This window comes from Chondromyces apiculatus DSM 436, assembly GCF_000601485.1.
GTDB lineage: Bacteria > Myxococcota_A > Polyangia > Polyangiales > Polyangiaceae > Chondromyces > Chondromyces apiculatus.
The window spans coordinates 124,147-140,997 of the sequence record NZ_ASRX01000022.1 but is presented as its reverse complement, the minus strand read 5'-3'; the positions used below and the strand labels follow the sequence as shown (position 1 = coordinate 140,997).

At 70.7% G+C, this 16,851-nt stretch carries 12 protein-coding genes; 5 read left to right on the top strand and 7 right to left on the bottom strand.

Annotation, left to right across the window (positions count from 1 at the left end; translation table 11 throughout):
* The first annotated feature begins 11 nt into the window (after positions 1 to 11).
* From CAP_RS16450 to CAP_RS16435, 4 genes are all read left to right on the top strand, one after another.
* A complete protein-coding gene (locus tag CAP_RS16450; protein WP_044241616.1) occupies positions 12 to 902 on the top strand; it encodes an aminotransferase class IV in 891 nt (296 codons plus the stop codon).
* Between the two features lie 46 nt (positions 903 to 948).
* Positions 949 to 2,091, top strand: a complete 1,143-nt coding sequence (locus tag CAP_RS16445) for an efflux RND transporter periplasmic adaptor subunit (protein WP_044241674.1) — start codon at positions 949 to 951, stop codon at positions 2,089 to 2,091.
* Positions 2,092 to 2,105: 14 nt separating this feature from the next.
* The gene (locus tag CAP_RS16440; protein WP_044241615.1) at positions 2,106 to 5,186 is read left to right on the top strand and encodes a multidrug efflux RND transporter permease subunit; all 3,081 of its coding nucleotides are present in this window, start codon (positions 2,106 to 2,108) and stop codon (positions 5,184 to 5,186) included.
* 241 nt (positions 5,187 to 5,427) lie between these two features.
* Entirely contained in the window at positions 5,428 to 6,255 is an 828-nt protein-coding gene (locus tag CAP_RS16435) for a DUF4097 family beta strand repeat-containing protein (RefSeq protein ID WP_156040864.1), read from the top strand.
* Positions 6,256 to 6,395: 140 nt separating this feature from the next.
* On the opposite strand, the gene CAP_RS50470 is transcribed toward CAP_RS16435, so the two are convergent.
* The 4 genes from CAP_RS50470 to CAP_RS16415 form a co-directional block, all read right to left on the bottom strand.
* Positions 6,396 to 8,681 (bottom strand): hypothetical protein, encoded by a 2,286-nt coding sequence (locus CAP_RS50470; RefSeq protein ID WP_156040863.1) that lies wholly within the window; start codon positions 8,679 to 8,681, stop codon positions 6,396 to 6,398.
* On the bottom strand, positions 8,678 to 9,082 hold the full coding sequence (locus CAP_RS16425; RefSeq protein WP_044241612.1) for a RidA family protein: 405 nt from the start codon (positions 9,080 to 9,082) through the stop codon (positions 8,678 to 8,680). Before CAP_RS16425 ends, CAP_RS50470 begins: the two co-directional genes overlap by 4 nt.
* 111 nt (positions 9,083 to 9,193) lie before the next feature.
* A complete protein-coding gene (recR, locus tag CAP_RS16420; protein ID WP_370865982.1) occupies positions 9,194 to 9,925 on the bottom strand; it encodes a recombination mediator RecR in 732 nt (243 codons plus the stop codon).
* Positions 9,926 to 9,930: 5 nt separating this feature from the next.
* Positions 9,931 to 10,254 carry a YbaB/EbfC family nucleoid-associated protein gene (locus CAP_RS16415; protein ID WP_052375388.1) on the bottom strand — a complete coding sequence of 108 codons (324 nt, stop codon included), beginning with the start codon at positions 10,252 to 10,254 and terminating at the stop codon, positions 9,931 to 9,933.
* 322 nt (positions 10,255 to 10,576) lie between these two features.
* On the opposite strand from CAP_RS16415, the gene dnaX reads away from it, so the two are divergent.
* Positions 10,577 to 12,991: a DNA polymerase III subunit gamma/tau gene (gene dnaX, locus CAP_RS16410; RefSeq protein WP_044241611.1), complete on the top strand. Its 2,415-nt coding sequence runs from the start codon at positions 10,577 to 10,579 to the stop codon at positions 12,989 to 12,991.
* Between the two features lie 168 nt (positions 12,992 to 13,159).
* Here dnaX and CAP_RS16405 read toward each other — a convergent pair whose 3' ends face one another.
* From CAP_RS16405 to CAP_RS16395, 3 genes are read right to left on the bottom strand one after another with little or no spacing between them, the layout of a single operon-like run.
* Positions 13,160 to 14,203 carry a hypothetical protein gene (locus CAP_RS16405; protein WP_052375387.1) on the bottom strand — a complete coding sequence of 348 codons (1,044 nt, stop codon included), beginning with the start codon at positions 14,201 to 14,203 and terminating at the stop codon, positions 13,160 to 13,162.
* Between the two features lie 24 nt (positions 14,204 to 14,227).
* Entirely contained in the window at positions 14,228 to 16,060 is a 1,833-nt protein-coding gene (locus tag CAP_RS16400) for a serine/threonine-protein kinase (RefSeq protein ID WP_231511519.1), read from the bottom strand.
* A 45-nt stretch (positions 16,061 to 16,105) separates the two neighbouring features.
* Entirely contained in the window at positions 16,106 to 16,789 is a 684-nt protein-coding gene (locus CAP_RS16395; protein WP_081864947.1) for a redoxin family protein, read from the bottom strand.
* Positions 16,790 to 16,851 lie beyond the last annotated feature (62 nt).

Here is a 16,851-nt window from a genome sequence, read left to right as displayed (position 1 = left end):
ACTCTCCCCGTGTGACCCGACTCGCAAGCATCGACGGAGTGATCCTCCAGCCAGAGGAAGCCAAGGTCTCGGTGTACGACCGCGGCTTCCTCTACGGCGACAGCGTCTTCGAGACCATCCGCACCTACGCAGGCGAACCCTTCGCCCTGGATGAGCACCTGGCCCGGCTGGAGCGTTCGGCGGGGCGGGTGGCGATCCCGTTGCCTCTCCCCCGAGCCGACTTTGCGCTGGAGATCCGGCGGGCGATTCGCGCCGCCAGAAACCCCGAGAGCTATGTCCGGGCGATGATCACCCGCGGCTCGGGGCCCATGGGCCTCGACACGGGCCTGGCCGAGAAGGCGCTGCGCGTCGTCCTCGTGGAGCCGCTCCAGGCACTGCCGGCCACGATGTACCGGGACGGTGTGGCAGTGACCACCTTCAAGACCCGCCGCGCAGCCGACGAGGTCGCGCAGGGTGCCAAGGTGAGCAACTACCTGACGAGCATGATGGCGCTCAAGGAAGCACGGGCAGCCGGGGCCCACGAGGCCCTGATCCTGGATGGCAGCGGTGACGTGCTGGAAGGAACGACGTCCAACGTCTTCGCCCTGACCCAGGGAGTGCTGGTCACCCCGCCGGAAGAGGCAGGCATCCTGGTCGGGATCACCAGGGCACATGTGCTGGAGGTCGCAGGGGAGCTCGGCATTCCGGTCCGGGTGGAGCGGCTACCGCTGGAGACGCTCAGGTCCGCCACCGAAGTGTTCATCACTTCCACCCTTCGCGAGATCGTGCCGGTGGTGCGGGTGGACGGGCAGGAGATCGGCGCCCGTGTGCCAGGCCGAACGACCCGTGCTATTCACGCCGCCTTCCGGCAGAAGGTCGGTCTGGGGGCCGAACCGCTGCCCTGGGAGAAGGCTGGGGACTGAGCGGCCGCCGCCGCGCAGCCACCCGGCCAGCGTCGAAGCGGTGATCATGCAAGAACGAGCTCCACTCGGCCTGACCCTCGCGGCCTCTCTGCTCCTGTCCAGCGCTTGCGCCCGAGCACCGGAGCCGCCGCCACCTCCGCCGCCCGAGGTGGGCGTCGTCGATGTCACGCCGGAGCATGTCGTGCTGCACGAGGAGCTACCAGGACGCGTGGCGCCCCTCCGCATCGCCCAGGTGCGCGCGCGTGTCGCCGGCGTCGTCCTCAAGCGGAGCTTCACCGAAGGGAGCGAGGTGCAGCAGGGCCAGACGCTGTTCCTCATCGATCCCGCGGCCTTCAAGGCCGACGTGGATGGCGCGCGGGCAACCCTGGAGAGAGGCCAGGCGACCCTGATCCAGGCCGAAGCGAAGCAGAAGCGCGCGGCGGGTCTGCTGGGGGAGAACCTGGTGAGCCGTGAGCTTTACGAAAGCAGTCTGGCGGAGGAGGCCATCGCGCGCGCGGAGGTCTCGCAGGCGCGTGCGGCGCTGGCGCGAGCGCGCCTGAGCCTCGGTTATGCCAGCGTGACAGCGCCCATCGCGGGGAGGATCGGGGCGGAACTCGTCACCGAGGGCGCGCTCGTCGGACAGAACGACCCCACCCTGCTGGCAGTGATCCAGCAGATCGATAGCGTCTACGTGGACATCAAGCAGCCGGCGTCGCAGGTCATGCGCCTGCGCAACGCGGTCCCCGAGGGCACGCGCCAGGGTGAGCCCGCAGCGGCGCTCCTCCTCGACGACGGCAGCGAGTACCCCACCAAGGGCAAGCTTCTCTTCTCCGACATCAACGTCGATCCGGGCACCGGCGAGGTGACACTGCGCGCCGTGTTCCCGAACCCCGACCGTGCCCTCCTCCCCGGCATGTTCGTGCGCGTGAAGCTCGACACCCGTGTCCACCCGACCGCGCTGATGGTTCCCCAGCAGGCGGTGACACGCGACTCGGCGGGCGGGGCGACGGTCTTCGTGGTGGAGCCCGAAGGCAAGGTGGCGATCCGCCCCATCCGACCAGGGGGCGTCGAGCGCGACCGGTATCTCGTCGAGGAGGGGCTGAAAGCAGGAGACCGCGTCGTCGTCGATGGCCAGCAGAAGGTCGCGCCAGGCGCGATGGTCCGCGCCGTTCCCTGGTCGCCTGCGGGGGCGCAGCCGGCGAAGGGCTGAAACAGGCCGACGAGATGCCGAAATTCTTCATCGATCGCCCCATCTTCGCGGTGGTCGTCGCGATGTTCATCGCGCTCCTCGGCGTGCTGGCCATCCCGCGCCTGGCGGTGTCGCAGTACCCCTCGGTCGCGCCACCCACGGTGTCGATCTACGCGAGCTACCCCGGCGCCACGCCGCAGACGCTCGACCAGAGCGTCGTCAGCCTGATCGAGCGCGAGCTGAGCAGCGTCAAGCGGCTGCTCTACTTCCAGTCCTCGAGCGATACGAGCGGCTCGGCGCAGGTCACCGCGACCTTCGAGCCGGGCACCGACCCTGCGCTGGCGCTCGTCGACGTGCAGAACCGGCTCAAGGCGGTCGAGCCGCGCCTGCCCGCGTCGGTGCGGCAAAACGGGCTGTTCGTGGAGGACTCGGCGTCGAGCTTCCTGATGATCGTCAGCCTGTCGTCGCGCGACGGCAGCGTGGATCCGACGGCGCTCGGCGATCTCCTCGCGCGCACCATCATCGATGAGATCAAGCGGGTGCCTGGCGTCGGTCGCGTGCAGCTCTGGACGAGCGAGCGCGCGATGCGGATCTGGATCGATCCCATGAAGCTCGCGGCGTTCGCGCTCTCGCCGGCCGACGTGTCGATGGCGATCAACGCGCAGAACCTGCAGTTCGCCTCGGGCCGCATCGGCGCGCTGCCGAGCCCGACGACCCAGCAGATCACCGCCACAGTCGTCGCCGAGGGGCAGCTCACCACCCCCGAGGAGTTCGGCGCGATCGTCCTGCGCGCTCGCCCCGATGGCTCTCGCGTGCTCCTGAGGGACGTCGCCGAGGTCGAGGTCGGCCCTCAAGGGTACGGCTCGTCGTCCCGCAGCAACGGCAAACCCGACGCCGCCATCGGCATCCAGCTCGCGTCGGGCGCCAACGCCATGAAGACCTCCGACCTCGTGCGCGCCCGCATGGAGGAGCTGTCGCAAGGGCTTCCGCCCAACGTGTTCTACAGCGTGCCCTTCGACACGGCGCCCTTCGTCAAGCTCTCGGTCAACAAGGTGATCGAGACGCTGGTCGAGGCGATGGTGCTCGTGTTCGTGGTGATGTTCATCTTCCTCCAGAACATCCGCTACACGCTCATCCCGGCCGTGGTGGTCCCCGTGGCGCTGCTCGGCACCTGCGCGGTCATGCTGCTCGCAGGGTTCTCGGTGAACATGCTCAGCCTCTTCGGGATGGTGCTCGCCATCGGCATCATCGTCGACGACGCGATCGTGGTCGTCGAGAACGTCGAGCGCCTCATGGCCGAGGAGGGACTGGCGCCGCGAGAGGCCACCCGCAAGGCGATGGGCGAGATCAGCGGGGCGGTCGTGGGCATCACGCTCGTCCTGGCGGCGGTGTTCGTGCCCATGGCGTTCGCGTCAGGCGCCGTCGGCGCGATCTACCGGCAGTTCTCCCTGGCGATGGGTGTTTCGATCGCGTTCTCGGCCTTCCTGGCCCTGACGCTGACGCCCGCGCTCTGCGTCACGGTGCTCAAGCCCCACGCCGCCGACCACGGGACGCGCCGCGGCGTGTTCGGCTGGTTCAACCGCCACTTCGATCGCCTCACGGGTGGTTACCGGAGGTGGGTCGAGGGGGCTCTCGGGCGGCGCTTCCGGATGCTCCTCGGGTTTGCGGTCATCGTCGCTGGGCTCGGGGTGATCTACACGCGGCTCCCGACGGCGTTTCTGCCCGAAGAAGATCAGGGGACCGTCATCACCGACATGCAGTTGCCTCCCGATGCGACCTATCACCGCACGCTGGAGGCCGTCGCGCAGGTGGAGGCGCACTTTCGCAGCCGCCCCGCCGTCGAGACGGTGGCGACCTATCCCGGCTTCGGCTTCTCCGGCTCCGGGCAGAACGTGGCCATCGCCTACGTGATGCTGAAGGACTGGAGTCAGCGGCCATCCGGAGCGACGGCGCAATCGGAGGCGGCGCTGGCGAACGAGGCCTTCTCCAAGATCCGTGACGGGCTGGTCTTCAGCGTGGTGCCGCCGCCCATCGGAGAGCTCGCGAACACCTCGGGCTTCACCTTCAAGCTGCAGGACCGGATGGGCCGCGGGAATGACGCGCTCATCGCCGCGCAGCAACAGCTCCTCTCGCTCGCCGAGGCCGATCCCGCGCTGACGGCTGTGCGCGCGGACGCCCAGAGCGATGCCGCCCAGGTCCGCCTCCGCATCGATCGGCAGAAGGCCAACGCCCTCGGGGTGGCGTTCGAGGACATCGCCAGCACGCTCTCCACCGCGCTGGGCTCTTCCTATGTCGGAGACTTCCCCAACCAGGGGCGCCTCCAGCAGGTCATCGTCCAGGCCCGCGCCGAGAGCCGCATGCAGGTCGAGGATCTGCTCAAGCTCTTCGTGCGCAACGGCTCGGGCCAGATGGTACCGCTCGCCGCGTTCACCATGGTCCAGTGGGAGCGCGGTCCGCTCCAGCTCACGCGCTTCAACGGCTACCCCGCAGTCGGCATCAGCGGACAGCCGGCGCAGGGGCGCAGCACTGGCGAGGCCATGGAGGCCATCGAGCGCCTGGCGTCGAAGCTACCGCCAGGCTTCGGCATCGAGTGGACCGGACAGTCCTACCAGGAGCGCCTCTCGGGCGCCGAAGCACCGGCGCTGCTCGCGCTGTCCATCCTCGTGGTGTTCCTCGTGCTCGCCGCGCTCTACGAGAGCTGGCTGATCCCCCTGGCCGTTATCCTGGTGGTGCCGCTGGGCCTCGTCGGCGCCGTGCTGGCCATGACGGTGCGGGGGTTGCCCAACGACGTGTTCTTCAAGGTCGGTCTGATCACCATCATGGGTCTGTCGGCGAAGAACGCGATCCTCATCATCGAGTTCGCCAGGAGCCTGCGCCAGGGAGGCATGGATGCCCGGCAGGCCGCCATGGAGGCAGCCCGCTTGAGGTTCCGGCCTATCCTGATGACATCGCTCGCATTCATCCTGGGCGTGGTGCCGCTGATGCTGGCGCGCAGCGCCGGCTCGGCCACCCAGCACGCCATCGGCACCGGCGTCTTCGGAGGGATGCTCACGGCGACCGTCTTCAGCATCTTCTTCGCGCCGCTCTTTTTCGTCCTCATGAGCCGCAAGGTGTGAACCTGGAGCGACGCCGGGCTGTGGAGTCTCGTTCGCACGGGCCGAGATCCGGGCGTGAATGGCTGGTTTCGCGGGTGGCTGCCGGGGCCCGCAGGGGGACGGCAGAGGCGTGGTCACGATTCGGTCGCGCGCTTGATTTTTTTGAGGCGTGGAGCGTCCAATAGAGCAGGGATAGGAGGAGCCTCCGTTCGGGGGATCTCCAGGAACTGCCGCCGTAGACGAACTTCAGAGGGATTCCATGATGAAACGCTCGCTTCTGACTGCTTGCCTCTTGCTCGCGACCACCTTCACCATGGCCGGCTGCTCCGTCGAGCTCAACGGAGACGCGGAGGGGGAGGTCAAGCCGCCCGTTCGGTACGAGGGGACCACCGAGTCGGCCAGCAACCGCTACACGGCCGGGCTGCCGGTCAGGATCGTCAGCGCCAACGGCAGCGTGAGCGTGACGCGGGGTAGCGGCGACGAGGTCGTGGCCAAGTTCTTGCCGTTCGTCATGGGCGAGGAAGATGCCGAGGCCGAGGCGCAGCGGGAGATGGAGAACTCCCTGAGCTACACCATCGGGGGCAGTGGCGAGATCGTGGTCCAGGTCGTCAAGAACGGCGGCCCGGCCACGCTCGGCGCCGACATCGAGGTCACCCTGCCTGCCGCGTTCAACGGCGACTTCCAGGTCACGCAGGGCAACGGGGGCGTCGAGGTCGACCTCTCCGGTACCGAGGCCCGCTCGACGACCATCACGAGCGAGAACGGAAGCATCGAGGTGACCGGCGCGCGCGGCCCGCTCGATGTGTTCACCGACAACGGCAGCATCGATCTGAGCGTGGCGGTGTGGAGCGATCAGGACGGCAGCGTGACCTCCGGCAACGGCAGCATCGTCTTCTCGCTGCCGGCAGCCACGAACGGAGCGCTGACCGTGACGACCACCGGGCAGATCACCGAGCAGGGCATCCCCGCCGACTGGGCGACGGCAGAGAACGAGTTTGGCAAGTCGTACACCTTGGGTACCGGGGCAGGTGGCCAGGTCGACATCGCGAACGATGACGGCCTCGGCGACGTGACCGTCATCGCGCGGTAAGCGGCGCGGATCTTCGACGCCCAGAAGAAGAGAGGCGAGCGTCCGGATCTCCGGGGCTCGCCTCTTTCGTTTCCCTCACGCGGGGCGCGCGGGGCGCGAGGGGCGCGCGGGACGCCCCTCTGCACGGTCAGCGTCGCCTTTCAGGCGTTGCTGCTCTCGTCGGTCTTCGCTTCCGAGGTCTCGCCTGCCGGTGCGGACCCGGAAGCTTCCTCCTCCGCGCTGCCCTCCTCTGAACCGAGGCGGTCGATGCCCCCGATCGGCGTGGGGATGCGGAGCTGACCGCCACCTTGCTGCGCCATCATGGCGAGGGCCTTGTTGAAGAAGGAGGTCAGGAAGGGGATCTCCCGCGGGGGCGAGGTGATCAGCCCTGCCTCGCGGACGGCCCGCGCGACGGCCAGCGCTCCGAGCGCGGCGGCGTCCCCGCGCCTGACCCGCAGCGAGATCGCGCTGTCACGCATGCGCGCGGCGAACACCGCCCGCAGCTCCGGAGAGAAGAAGCGGTCGGTGGCCGCTTCGATCTCCTCGCGCAACGCGGCGTTCACCCGCACGGGATCCTGGAGGCCGTCGGGACCGAGCTTCTGTCCGAGGCCCTGCAGCGCCTCGTCCATCGCCTGTCGCGAAGGCAGCCAGCCCCGGAACTCGGGCTCGTCGTGCAGCGCCCGCGACTGGGCCGCGTGCTCGGCCATCAGCTCGGGCGTGATCTGCTCTTCGAGATCGGCCACGGGGTGCTTCGCCTCGGCCTCGGGTGCCGGCTCGACCAGCTCGCGGCAGCCCTCGAAGCCGAGCGGCAGCACCTGGCCGGAGGTCGCGTTCAGCTTCTTGGCCTGGGCGATCCGATGACGCGCCCACTCCGGAGGCACCGGAACTGGCGCGGTCCCGAGGCTCTCCAGGGCACGCGCGCGTCCCTCCTTGAGCTGCGATCCGCTCAACCAGCCGCTCCCGGCGTGGAGCACCCCGACGCCCTCGCGGAGGATGACCTCGGCGATGTGGAATCGGCCGCTCGGCTCGCGGCGCGTCACGGTGATGGCCGACGTCCCGGTGGCGTCGGGCGGCAACATCGTCGCCTCTTCGGCGCCCGCCTTGTCGTCAGCGAGACGAGCCACCCGGGGACGGGTGGGGATGGCGAGGCCACGTGCCTTGATGACGCCGAGCGCACGACGCGCAGCCTTGCGCACGGTGCCCGAGACGTCGTCGGCCTCTGCTGCGGCGGCGACTGCCTCCGCGTTGCCCTTCGTGACCCATGCATCGATGAGTGCTGCGCCGGCATCACCCGCGGCGCGCAGCGCTTCTCCAGCACGATCCCAGCCCGCCGAGAGCAGCTCCGCGTCGAACTCGCGGACGGCTTCCGGAGCTGCCGTCTCCGCCGACGCCTCCGCTGCCTTCGCCTTGGCCGGCGCCGCGCCTTGCTTGGCCTTGGCCTTGGCGGCGAGCGCCTCCTTGGCGGTCAGCGAGGGCTTGTTGCTCCCCTGAGGCTGCGCGGCCTTCGCCGCCGGGATGGCGAAGATCAGGTGAGAGGGACGTACCGGCCCCTTGTCCTTCGGCTTCTCGCCGGTCGCGGCGGGACCGGTCACCGTGACCATGCGCGACGGCTCCTTGGTGGATGCCGTCGTTGCAGGACGTCCCTGGGGCTTCGCGCCTTCGGCATTCGGGCCGGGGCGCGAGGGCCGGTCGGGGCGCGGCCCACGATCGCCGAACGATCCGCGGTCGGGGCGCGGTCCGCGGTCGGGACGCGGCCCCCGGTCGGGGCGCGGTCCACGATCTCCGAAGGGGCGCGGCCCGCGGTCGGGGCGCGGCCCACTGTCCGGACGGGCGGCATCCGGCCCTTCACCCGCCGGCCTGGCCTCCGCGCCTTCGGGGCGCGGTCCGCGGTCGGGACGCGGCCCGCGGTCGGGACGCGGTCCACGATCTCCGAAGGGGCGCGGCCCGCGGTCGGGGCGCGGTCCACGATCTCCAAAGGGGCGCGGCCCGCGGTCGGGGCGCGGTCCGGCGGCTGCGCCCGGCGCCGGCCTGGGCGCGCGGTAGTCCCGCACGCGCGGCGCCGCGGCCGGAGGAGGAGCCGCGTCTTCACCCACGGGCGGCGGCGCGTCTTCCAGGGTGGGGCGGCGGCGGGGCGCGATGGCGTCGAGCAGCGATCCTTGCGGCTCCTGGGCGGGCCTGGAGGGGCGGCCCGAGGGCACGGCTCCCGGTTCGCCTGCAGCCGCTTCGTCGGCGCGCCGCGTGCTGGCCGATCTCACCACGCGCCGGGCTTTCGGGCGATCGGGGTCGTCCCCCTCGGCGCCCTGGCCCTCCGCACTGGTTTGAGGCTCCGCCGTCGCGGGCGCCTCCGCCTTGGGCCGAGGAGCCGCCTGGGTGGCCTCGTCCGTGCTGGGCCGCGGCTCTGCGCTCTCCGGCTTCGTCGCGCTCTCGTTCTGGTCTCTCGTGCTCATGTCGAGGCTCCCCGGGAGGTGGGAACGTGGGCAACCGTGTCGATCTCGACGGCCGCGCCTTTCGGCAACGCCGCCACCTGTACCGTCGCCCGCGCGGGAGGCACACTGCCCACGACCTCCCCGTAAACTCGGTTCACGACGGCAAAATCATTCATGTCGACGAGGTAGATCGTGGACTTCACCACGTCACCCCAGCCGGCTCCACCGGCGGCGAGGACCTCCCCCAGGTTCTTCATCACCTGAGCGGTCTGGGCTTCTATCCCCCCGGAGACGAGCTCACCAGTGGCAGGGTCGATCGGAATCTGACCGCTGCAGAACAGGAAATCACCGGCCCGTACGGCCTGCGAATATGGCCCGATTGCGCGAGGAGCGCGCTCGGACGTGATGGGGGTCTTGGACATGTTGACCTCCCGGGCACCTCGTGCCCGGTCTCTCTTGCGGTGACCCGCGCCGCGATCCCAGGATCGCGTCTCGTGTCCGCGCATGTACCATGATCCAGGTACAGCACGCGATCAGCCGAAGCTCTTCCGGCCCTCGATGGCGCGGCCCAGGGTGACTTGGTCGGCGAATTCGAGGTCCCCCCCGTGGGGGACACCGCTGGCGATCCGGGAGACCTGGATGCCCATGGCCCCCATTTCCCGGGCCAGGAGCAGAGCCGTGGCCTCCCCGTCCACGGAGGGGGGAGTGGCCACCAGCACCTCCCGGATGGGCTCCCCGGGGTCCTGGAGCCTGGAGCGGAGAGCCTCCAGGGGCAGGTCCTCGGCCCCCACCCCCTCCAGAGGAGAAAGGAGGCGGCCCAGGACGAAGTAGCGCCCCCGCATCGCCCCGCTGCGCTCGATGGCCAGAAGGTCCTGCACCCGGGCCACGATGCAGAGCAGCGTGCCATCCCTCCGTGTGTCGAGGCAGATCGCGCAGCGCGCCCGTCCGTCCTCGCCCACCTCGGCGATGTGGTTGCAGCGCTCGCAAGGGCGCACGTGCTCCCGGAGCGTCACGAGTTCGGTCCCCAGCTCACGCGCCGTCGCTTCGTCCGCGGTGGTGGCGAAGAAGAGGGCGTAACGCTGGGCCGTCTTCTCTCCCACCCCGGGCAGCCGCGCCAGCATCTGCGCCACCCGGGCGAGGCGCGCCGGGAGCCCGCCGCGCACGAAGCTGCCGGCGTCACCGGGGCGGCCCGCGTGGGCAGGAGAGCCCGGGGAACCGGGCGCGCCTGCCGCAAAGGGACGATGAGAGGGGGGCGTGGAGCGCAAAGCCGTCAGGCGCTCATGCCGGGAAGCTTGATGCCACCCGTGACCTTGGCGATCTCGGCCTCCACGTGCTTGTCGGCAGCCTCCAGCGCGGCGTTCGCGGCCGCGATCACCGCATCGAACGCGAGCTCGGTCCCCTCGCTGGCCAGGAACTCCGGATCGATGGTGATCTTGCGGAGCTTGCCCTCGCACGAGACGGTGACGCTCACCTTGTCCCCGGCGGCGCCCGCGCTCAGCTCGTGGTCCTTGAGCCCGGCCCTGACCTCGTCGATCTTGCGCTGCATGCGCGCAGCCTGACGGACCAGCTCGTTCATTCCGCCGCGAAATTGCATGGGGTTTCCGGCCATGATGTTGCCGGCAGGGTATGCCGTGAACCGGGCGCGCCGCAACCCCTGCGGTCCCATCCGCCCGACGCCCCGCCTCCAAGGAAACCCAGGGCGCGGCGAGCACGCCGCGATGTCCGGGGACAATGCGGTAACGCCTGGAGGAACGGGGGAATGTTCATGCTCCGAGCGTTCTTCGTCGTCAGCCCACGTCAGCCCACGTCAGAGGCGCGGCACGGGTGCGGCGTGGGTGACAACGCCGGGCGGCAACGTGGGGATGTGGTGACGCGGGGCAGCGACGCGCCCGCGAGAAAGTGCTAGTGCGGCGGCCATGAGTTACGTCGTCCTCGCGCGCAAGTGGCGCCCGCAGTCCTTCGACGATCTGGTCGGTCAGGACCACGTCTCGACGACGATCGGCAACGCCATCGCCCGCGGCCGCGTGGCCCACGCCTTCCTGTTCACGGGCGTCCGCGGCGTCGGCAAGACGACCAGCGCCCGCATCCTCGCCAAGGCGCTGAACTGCGTCCACGGCCCCACCGCGAAGCCCTGCCAGCAGTGCGCGCCCTGCACCGAGATCACGGTGGGCGCCGACGTGGACGTGCAGGAGATCGACGGCGCCAGCTACAACGGCGTCGACGAGGTCCGCAAGCTCCAGGAGAGCCTGCCGTACCGGCCCGCGCGCGACCGCTACAAGATCTTCATCGTGGACGAGGTCCACATGCTCTCGAACGCGGCGTGGAACGCCTTCCTGAAGACGCTCGAGGAGCCCCCGCCGCACGTCAAGTTCATCTTCGCCACGACCGAGGTGCACAAGGTCCCGGTCACCATCCTCAGCCGCTGTCAGCGCTACGACTTCAAGCTCCTCAGCGCCCAGACCATCGCGGCGCGCCTGCGCTACGTGCTCGAGCAGGAGAAGATCCCCGCCGAAGACGGCGCGGTGAAGGCCATCGCCCGCGAGGCCGCCGGCAGCATGCGCGACGCGATGAGCCTCCTCGATCAGGTGATCGCGTGGGTCGGGGTGAGCGGCGATCGGATCACCACCGAGGGCGTGGCCCGCGTGCTCGGCGTCGCCGACCGCGAGGTGATGCACAGGCTCGCCGAGGCCCTCGTGGCGGGCGATCCGGCGACGTGCCTGCGCATCGTCGGCGACGTCGCCCAGGAGGGATACGACCTGCCCCACGTGGCCCGCGACATCCTCTCCCACCTGAGGGATCTGGTGGTCGCGCGGGTATGCGAGGACCCTGGGCCCTTGCTCGACCTCGCCGACGCCGAGGTGGCCGACATGAAGGCGCTCGCCGCCAAGGCCGACCCCGACGATCTCGCCCGACTTCATCAGGGCTTCTCGCGCGCCTTCGACGACATCGCCCGCAGCGGTCAGCCGCGCGCCTCGCTGGAGATGGCGCTGGTCCGCCTGGCCCGGCGCCCCCCGCTCGTGCCCGTCGACGAGCTGCTGCGGCGCCTCGGCGAGCTCGATCGACGCCTCGGCGGCGGTGGCTCCGGGCCTTCAGGGGGCCAGGATCGTGCGCCGCAACGACCAGGGGGTGGACCTTCCCCGCAAGGGGGCCCTCCACGCCGCAGCGCTTCACCCGCCGGTGAAGCCCGGGGCGAGCGGAGCGCATCCCGCGAAGGGACGGATGGCCGGTCGGCCGAACCGCCACCTGCCGCTCCACCTGCTCCGGGTCCAGAAGTACCACCCCGCGTGGCACCCGCGCCGCCACCTGCGGCCGCGGGTCCAGAAGCACCGGCCCGCATAGCGCCCGCGCCGCCCGCGCCGCCCGCGCCGCCCCCACCGCCCCCGCCACCTGCCTTCGCGCCAGAACCGCCGGCCGCCGCTGCACCGCGAACGGCCCAGCCTGCCCCGCACACGAATGGCGCGGCCAGGTCGAGCGCAGCGCGCCCCGGTTTCCCGGAGCCGACTCCGAACAGCATGGCCACCCGGCCGAGCTTCCCGGACTTGCCCTCGAACAGCGCCGCGGCCACCCGACCGAGCTTCCCGGACCTGCCCCCGAACAGCGCCGCGGCGCGACCGAACGCGCAGGAGGCCCCGAGCAGCAGCGCCGCCCGACCGGCCTTCAAGGAACCACCCAGCAGCAACGCCGCGCGGCCGGTCTTCAAGGACCCCCCTTCGAATGGCGCCCCCGGGCGCCCCAGCTTCCCGGACCAGCCCCTGAACGGCGCCGCCGTGCGCCCCAATTTTCCGGAGCCACCTCCCGGCAACGGCGCGGTTCGCTCGACCTTCCAGGAGGCGCCGACCCTGGTCTCGGGTCCTGGTCCGGCCCCCACGCGCTGGACCGACGAGGTCGTCACCCTTCCTACCCTCCCCACGAGCGTCGACGTCACCGCCTGGCGCGCGGTGCTCGATCTCGTGCGCCGCCAGAAGCCGGCGCTCGCGTCATTCCTGGAGCGCGCTGCCATCCTGGAGCTGGGCCCGGAGCGGGCAATGCTCGGCTTCTTCGCTGCGGATTCGATGTACTTCGCTCACGCCAGCGATCCTGCAGCGCGGCAGCTCCTCGGCACGGCCCTCCAGACGCATTACGGAAAGCCTGTCGAGCTGCAGATCGACACGCTCGCGCCCGGCACCCAGGCCGTCTCCATGGCCCAGCTCTTCACCGCCGAGGAGAAGGCACGTCAAGCAGCCCGCCGCCGGGCCGTCGCGCAGCACCCCCTGGTGGCGGCGGCGATCGAGCTTCTCGGCGCAGAGCTGAAGGACATCCAGCTCCCCCCCGAGGCGCACCCGCCGCGTTGAACGTGGAGACGCATCCATGCGGTCGGAGACATCGTCCGCTTCCCGAGGCGACGGGCGTCAGGCCCGAAGCGGCAAAGCGCTCTGGTAACCGCGGGTGGATCGCGGAGTGGGGGGCCCCGACGAGCTTTGCTCGGTGGGGGGCGGGGGCGCGAGCCCCTGCCGTGGGACTCAAAACGCGCCGATGAGGTGCACGCCGCCGCCCTGAGGGCCGAGTTCCGGCACGATCCGGGCGACCGGCGGGCGCGTCACGGCGGCGCCTTCGGGGCGCGAGGATCGACCAGAGAGCAGGATCATCGTCACGCCGGCACCGATTGCTGCGACGCCCACGCCGATGCCGATCGTGGAGACCAGCGCCTTCGTGCCTGCGGCGTCGATCTCCGCGCGGCCGGCCGGTGTGCACTGCTTGTTCGGACAGAGGGCCTGATCGTCCTCCGCGCTGCTCGCCTGACCTGCAGCGAGCGCGCCGAAGACGGCCCCGACACCCAGCGAGGCGATGCCCACCCCGCCCACCACGAAGCCGACGGTCCTCAAGGTGTTCCCCTTGTCCGCACCCGAGCCAGCGGTCCCCGCACCCGGCGCCTGCGCCGTCTCCTCCGGGAGCGGGAGGAGCTCCGGCACGCTCACGGTCTTCCGATCCGCGACGGCACCGACCGCGATCGTCGTCGACCACACGGAGTGACCCGGCGCCGTCGCCTCGATGGTGTGCTTGCCAGGATCCACGGGGATGGGCGTGCGCAGTGCCGCAGCGGGCACCTCCTCGTTGTCGCGCCGGACCACCAGCCCCGGGGTGGCGGCGGCATCGATCTGGAGGCGGGACAGCTTCGGTTCGAGCGCGTCGATGTGCTCCTTCGCGAAGGCCTCGCGCGCCGTGTTGCCATCCTTCTTGGCGGCGAACATGACCTCCTTGAACTGCACCCACGCCGTGGCGGTCTTCCCGATGGCCTCGTTGCACAGGGCGAGGTTGAGCAGCGTGCCCATGCCGGGGCGGATCCGCAGGCTCTCCTCGAATTTCGGGCAGGCCTCGGCGTACTGCTTGGCCTCCATGAGCTTGCGACCTTCCTCGAAGAGCGTCTGACCCATGGCCGCTGACTGTCCAGGCGCCGCGGTCTGCGCGCGCGCGGTCGCTGCAGGGGCGAGCGCGAGCGCGAGCGCGGCGGCGAGGGACGCGACGGCGGTGAGGCGGAAGCGGATCTGGTGAGGCCGTTGGCTCATCGGGGCTCTCTGGTTCATGCGCGCTCAGTCCTGGCTGTTGAGATCCACGGGGGCAGGGGTGGGGCGCGACGGCTGCGTGGGACGCGTCCCCGGCGAGGTGCCGCGCGTCGTGGGAGTCGCGGGTTGCGGGGTGGAGGCGCTCGCGTAGGGAGCGGCCACCTTGGCGTCCGGGGGAGACGTGGTGGACGCGGTGGACATGGCGGATGCGCTGGGGCTCGGCGCAGCGCCCGAGGGGGACGCCGACGCAGGCTCCTGGACAGCCGCAGGGGTCGGCTGAGAGGAGGCAGGCGGGAGCACCTGCGAGGCCGTGGGAGGCGCCACGCCGCCCGACGATGGCGTCGTCTCCTGGCCGGCGGCCGGCGTGCTGGTGGACCTGGCCCGGAGCACGATCACGCCGACCACGGAGCCCACCGTGAGGGCAGCGGCGATCATGGCCACGATGACGCCGACCGCGGGCCGCTTCGGTGACACGGCGGGAACCCCGGTGCCCGTGGCGTTGCCGGTCGCGAAGGAGGCGGCGGCGCGGGAACTCATGGGCCCCGCGTAGTGCCCCGGCGTGATCTGCTCGCCTCCAGGGGACCCAGGAGGCGCCGCAGGCATGCTCACGCCGCCTGTCGAGCGCGAGGTCTGCGCGCCTGGAAACGGTCCTGAAGGCACGGCGACAGGGGTCGTCGCCACGCTCGGGAACGACGGGTGTGATGGCGAAGGAGGGGACGGCTGCACCGCAGGCTGCGAAGGCGCGCGCAAGGGCTGCGACTGGGACGCCGAGGCGCTCGCGTAGGGCGCGGAGATCGCTTGCACCGGCTGCTGGGGCCCGGAGCCCACCTGCGCCGCGGGTGCTGTGGGCAGCGGCGAGCCGAGCGCGCCGCCCGTCTGGTGGGGAGACGAGGGGAACGCCTGCCGGTATCCCTGGCCGGTGTCGGAGAGCCGCACGCCACCCATCCGCGCGATGCGCTCGATCAGCGGGTGCGTCTGGGGTGCAGCGAAGGGAGCGAGCGCCATCGCCATCTCCGCGACGGTGGCGTAGCGGTGCTCTCGGTCGCGCGCGTAGGCCTTCGCCAGCACCACGGCGAAGGCTTCCGGCAGGTCGGGGCGCAGATCCCGCAGCGGGGTGGGGATGCCGGTCAGCACCTCGGCGCAGAGCTGCGGCAAGGTCTCCGCGTAGTACGGCGGCCTCCCGGCGCAGAGCTCGAAGAGCGCCACGCCAAGCGCGTAGATGTCGGTGCGGTGATCCACCGAGCGGGTCTGCTGCATCTGCTCGGGGGACATGTAGAGGGCCGAGCCCATGGCGGCGGTGGTGCGGGTCAGGTTGTCGACGCGCTCGTGGAGCAGCTTGGAGATGCCGAAATCCAGCACCTTGACGAGGGGTGTGCCGTCGTTCCGGGAGGTCAGGAACAGGTTCGAGGGCTTCAGGTCGCGGTGCACGATGCCGTGGCCGTGGGCCTCGGCGATCGCCTCGCACCCCTGGATCACGTAGTCCACGGCCTCCTCGCCGTGGAGCGGGCCGCGCTCGTGGAGGACCTGGGCGAGGTCTTGCCCGACCAGGAACTCCATCACCATGTAAGGGGCGCCGTTCTCCAGCGTGCCCACGTCGGAGACACGGGCGACGTGCTCGCTCTTGATCCGCACCGAGGCGCGCGCCTCCCGGAGGAAGCGCGCCGACGACTCGGCGTTCAGGGCGTGGTCAGGGAGGAGGAACTTGACGGCGACCCGCTCGTCGAGCGCGAGGTGCCGTGCCTCCACGACCACCCCCATGCCACCACGCCCGATCACCCGCTCGACGCGGTACTTGCCGATGAGCAAGGTGCCCGGCTCGATGGGTGGCTGCGACGGCTGACGCGACGCGTGCTCGGACACGGACGGCCATGTTCACAGCTTCGACCCCTGCCGGCAAGTCCTCGCTCAGTACTTGACGGAGCAGCCGTAAGCCTCGGTCTGCGCCATCGAAATGGGCTTGCCCTCGGCCAGTTCGGAGAGCGCCACGTCGACGTGGTTCGTGACCTTTTCGTCCTTTTCCGGTTCGCCGCCGCGCGTGCTATCGATGGCGCCGGCGTAGACGACGATGCCCTTGGGATCGATGACGTACATGTGCGGCGTCCTCTCGGCGCCGTAAGCGCGGCCGGTGGCGCCAGTCTCGTCGAGGAGGATGGGGTGCTTCATCCCGAACTCGTCCCGGGCCTTCACGTTCGCCTCCTTGCCGTGGCCCTGCTTGCCCGCGGCGCCCGAGTTGATGGCCAGCCACACCACGCCCTTGTCGGCGACGCGCGCGGCCATGTCCTTGAGCGCGCCTTCACGGTGCGCCTTCTGCACGAAGGGGCAGCCCGGGTTGAACCACTCGAGGACCACCGTCTTGCCCTTGTAGTCGGCGAGGTGGACGGTCTTGCCGTCGAGATCGGTGAGGGTGAAGTCCGGCGCGGGCTGGCCGACCTTGACGCCAGTCGCGGCAGCCTGCGGGGTGGCGGCAGGCACAGCGGTGCTCTTGGGCGTCGGCGCTCCCTGGGCTGGAGGCGATTGCGTGGACTCGCCACCGGAGGGAGCACACGCCGCGACGAGGATCAGCGAGAGGGCGACCAGGCTTCTCTTCATGGGCCGTGGACTAGCACGCCCTCAGGGCGGCGGCTTCCGTCTCCCGCCCGGCACGCCGTGGC

Excerpts from the sequence above, each read along its gene's own strand:
- CAP_RS50470 (WP_156040863.1), bottom strand. The coding sequence starts at position 8,681 with ATGAGCACGAGAGACCAGAACGAGAGCGCGACGAAGCCGGAGAGCGCA.
- CAP_RS16425 (WP_044241612.1), bottom strand. The coding sequence starts at position 9,082 with ATGTCCAAGACCCCCATCACGTCCGAGCGCGCTCCTCGCGCAATCGGG.
- CAP_RS16405 (WP_052375387.1), bottom strand. The coding sequence starts at position 14,203 with ATGAGCCAACGGCCTCACCAGATCCGCTTCCGCCTCACCGCCGTCGCG.
- CAP_RS16395 (WP_081864947.1), bottom strand. The coding sequence starts at position 16,789 with ATGAAGAGAAGCCTGGTCGCCCTCTCGCTGATCCTCGTCGCGGCGTGT.
- dnaX (WP_044241611.1), top strand. The coding sequence starts at position 10,577 with ATGAGTTACGTCGTCCTCGCGCGCAAGTGGCGCCCGCAGTCCTTCGAC.
- CAP_RS16445 (WP_044241674.1), top strand. The coding sequence starts at position 949 with ATGCAAGAACGAGCTCCACTCGGCCTGACCCTCGCGGCCTCTCTGCTC.
- CAP_RS16440 (WP_044241615.1), top strand. The coding sequence starts at position 2,106 with ATGCCGAAATTCTTCATCGATCGCCCCATCTTCGCGGTGGTCGTCGCG.
- CAP_RS16435 (WP_156040864.1), top strand. The coding sequence starts at position 5,428 with ATGAAACGCTCGCTTCTGACTGCTTGCCTCTTGCTCGCGACCACCTTC.
- CAP_RS16415 (WP_052375388.1), bottom strand. The coding sequence starts at position 10,254 with ATGCAATTTCGCGGCGGAATGAACGAGCTGGTCCGTCAGGCTGCGCGC.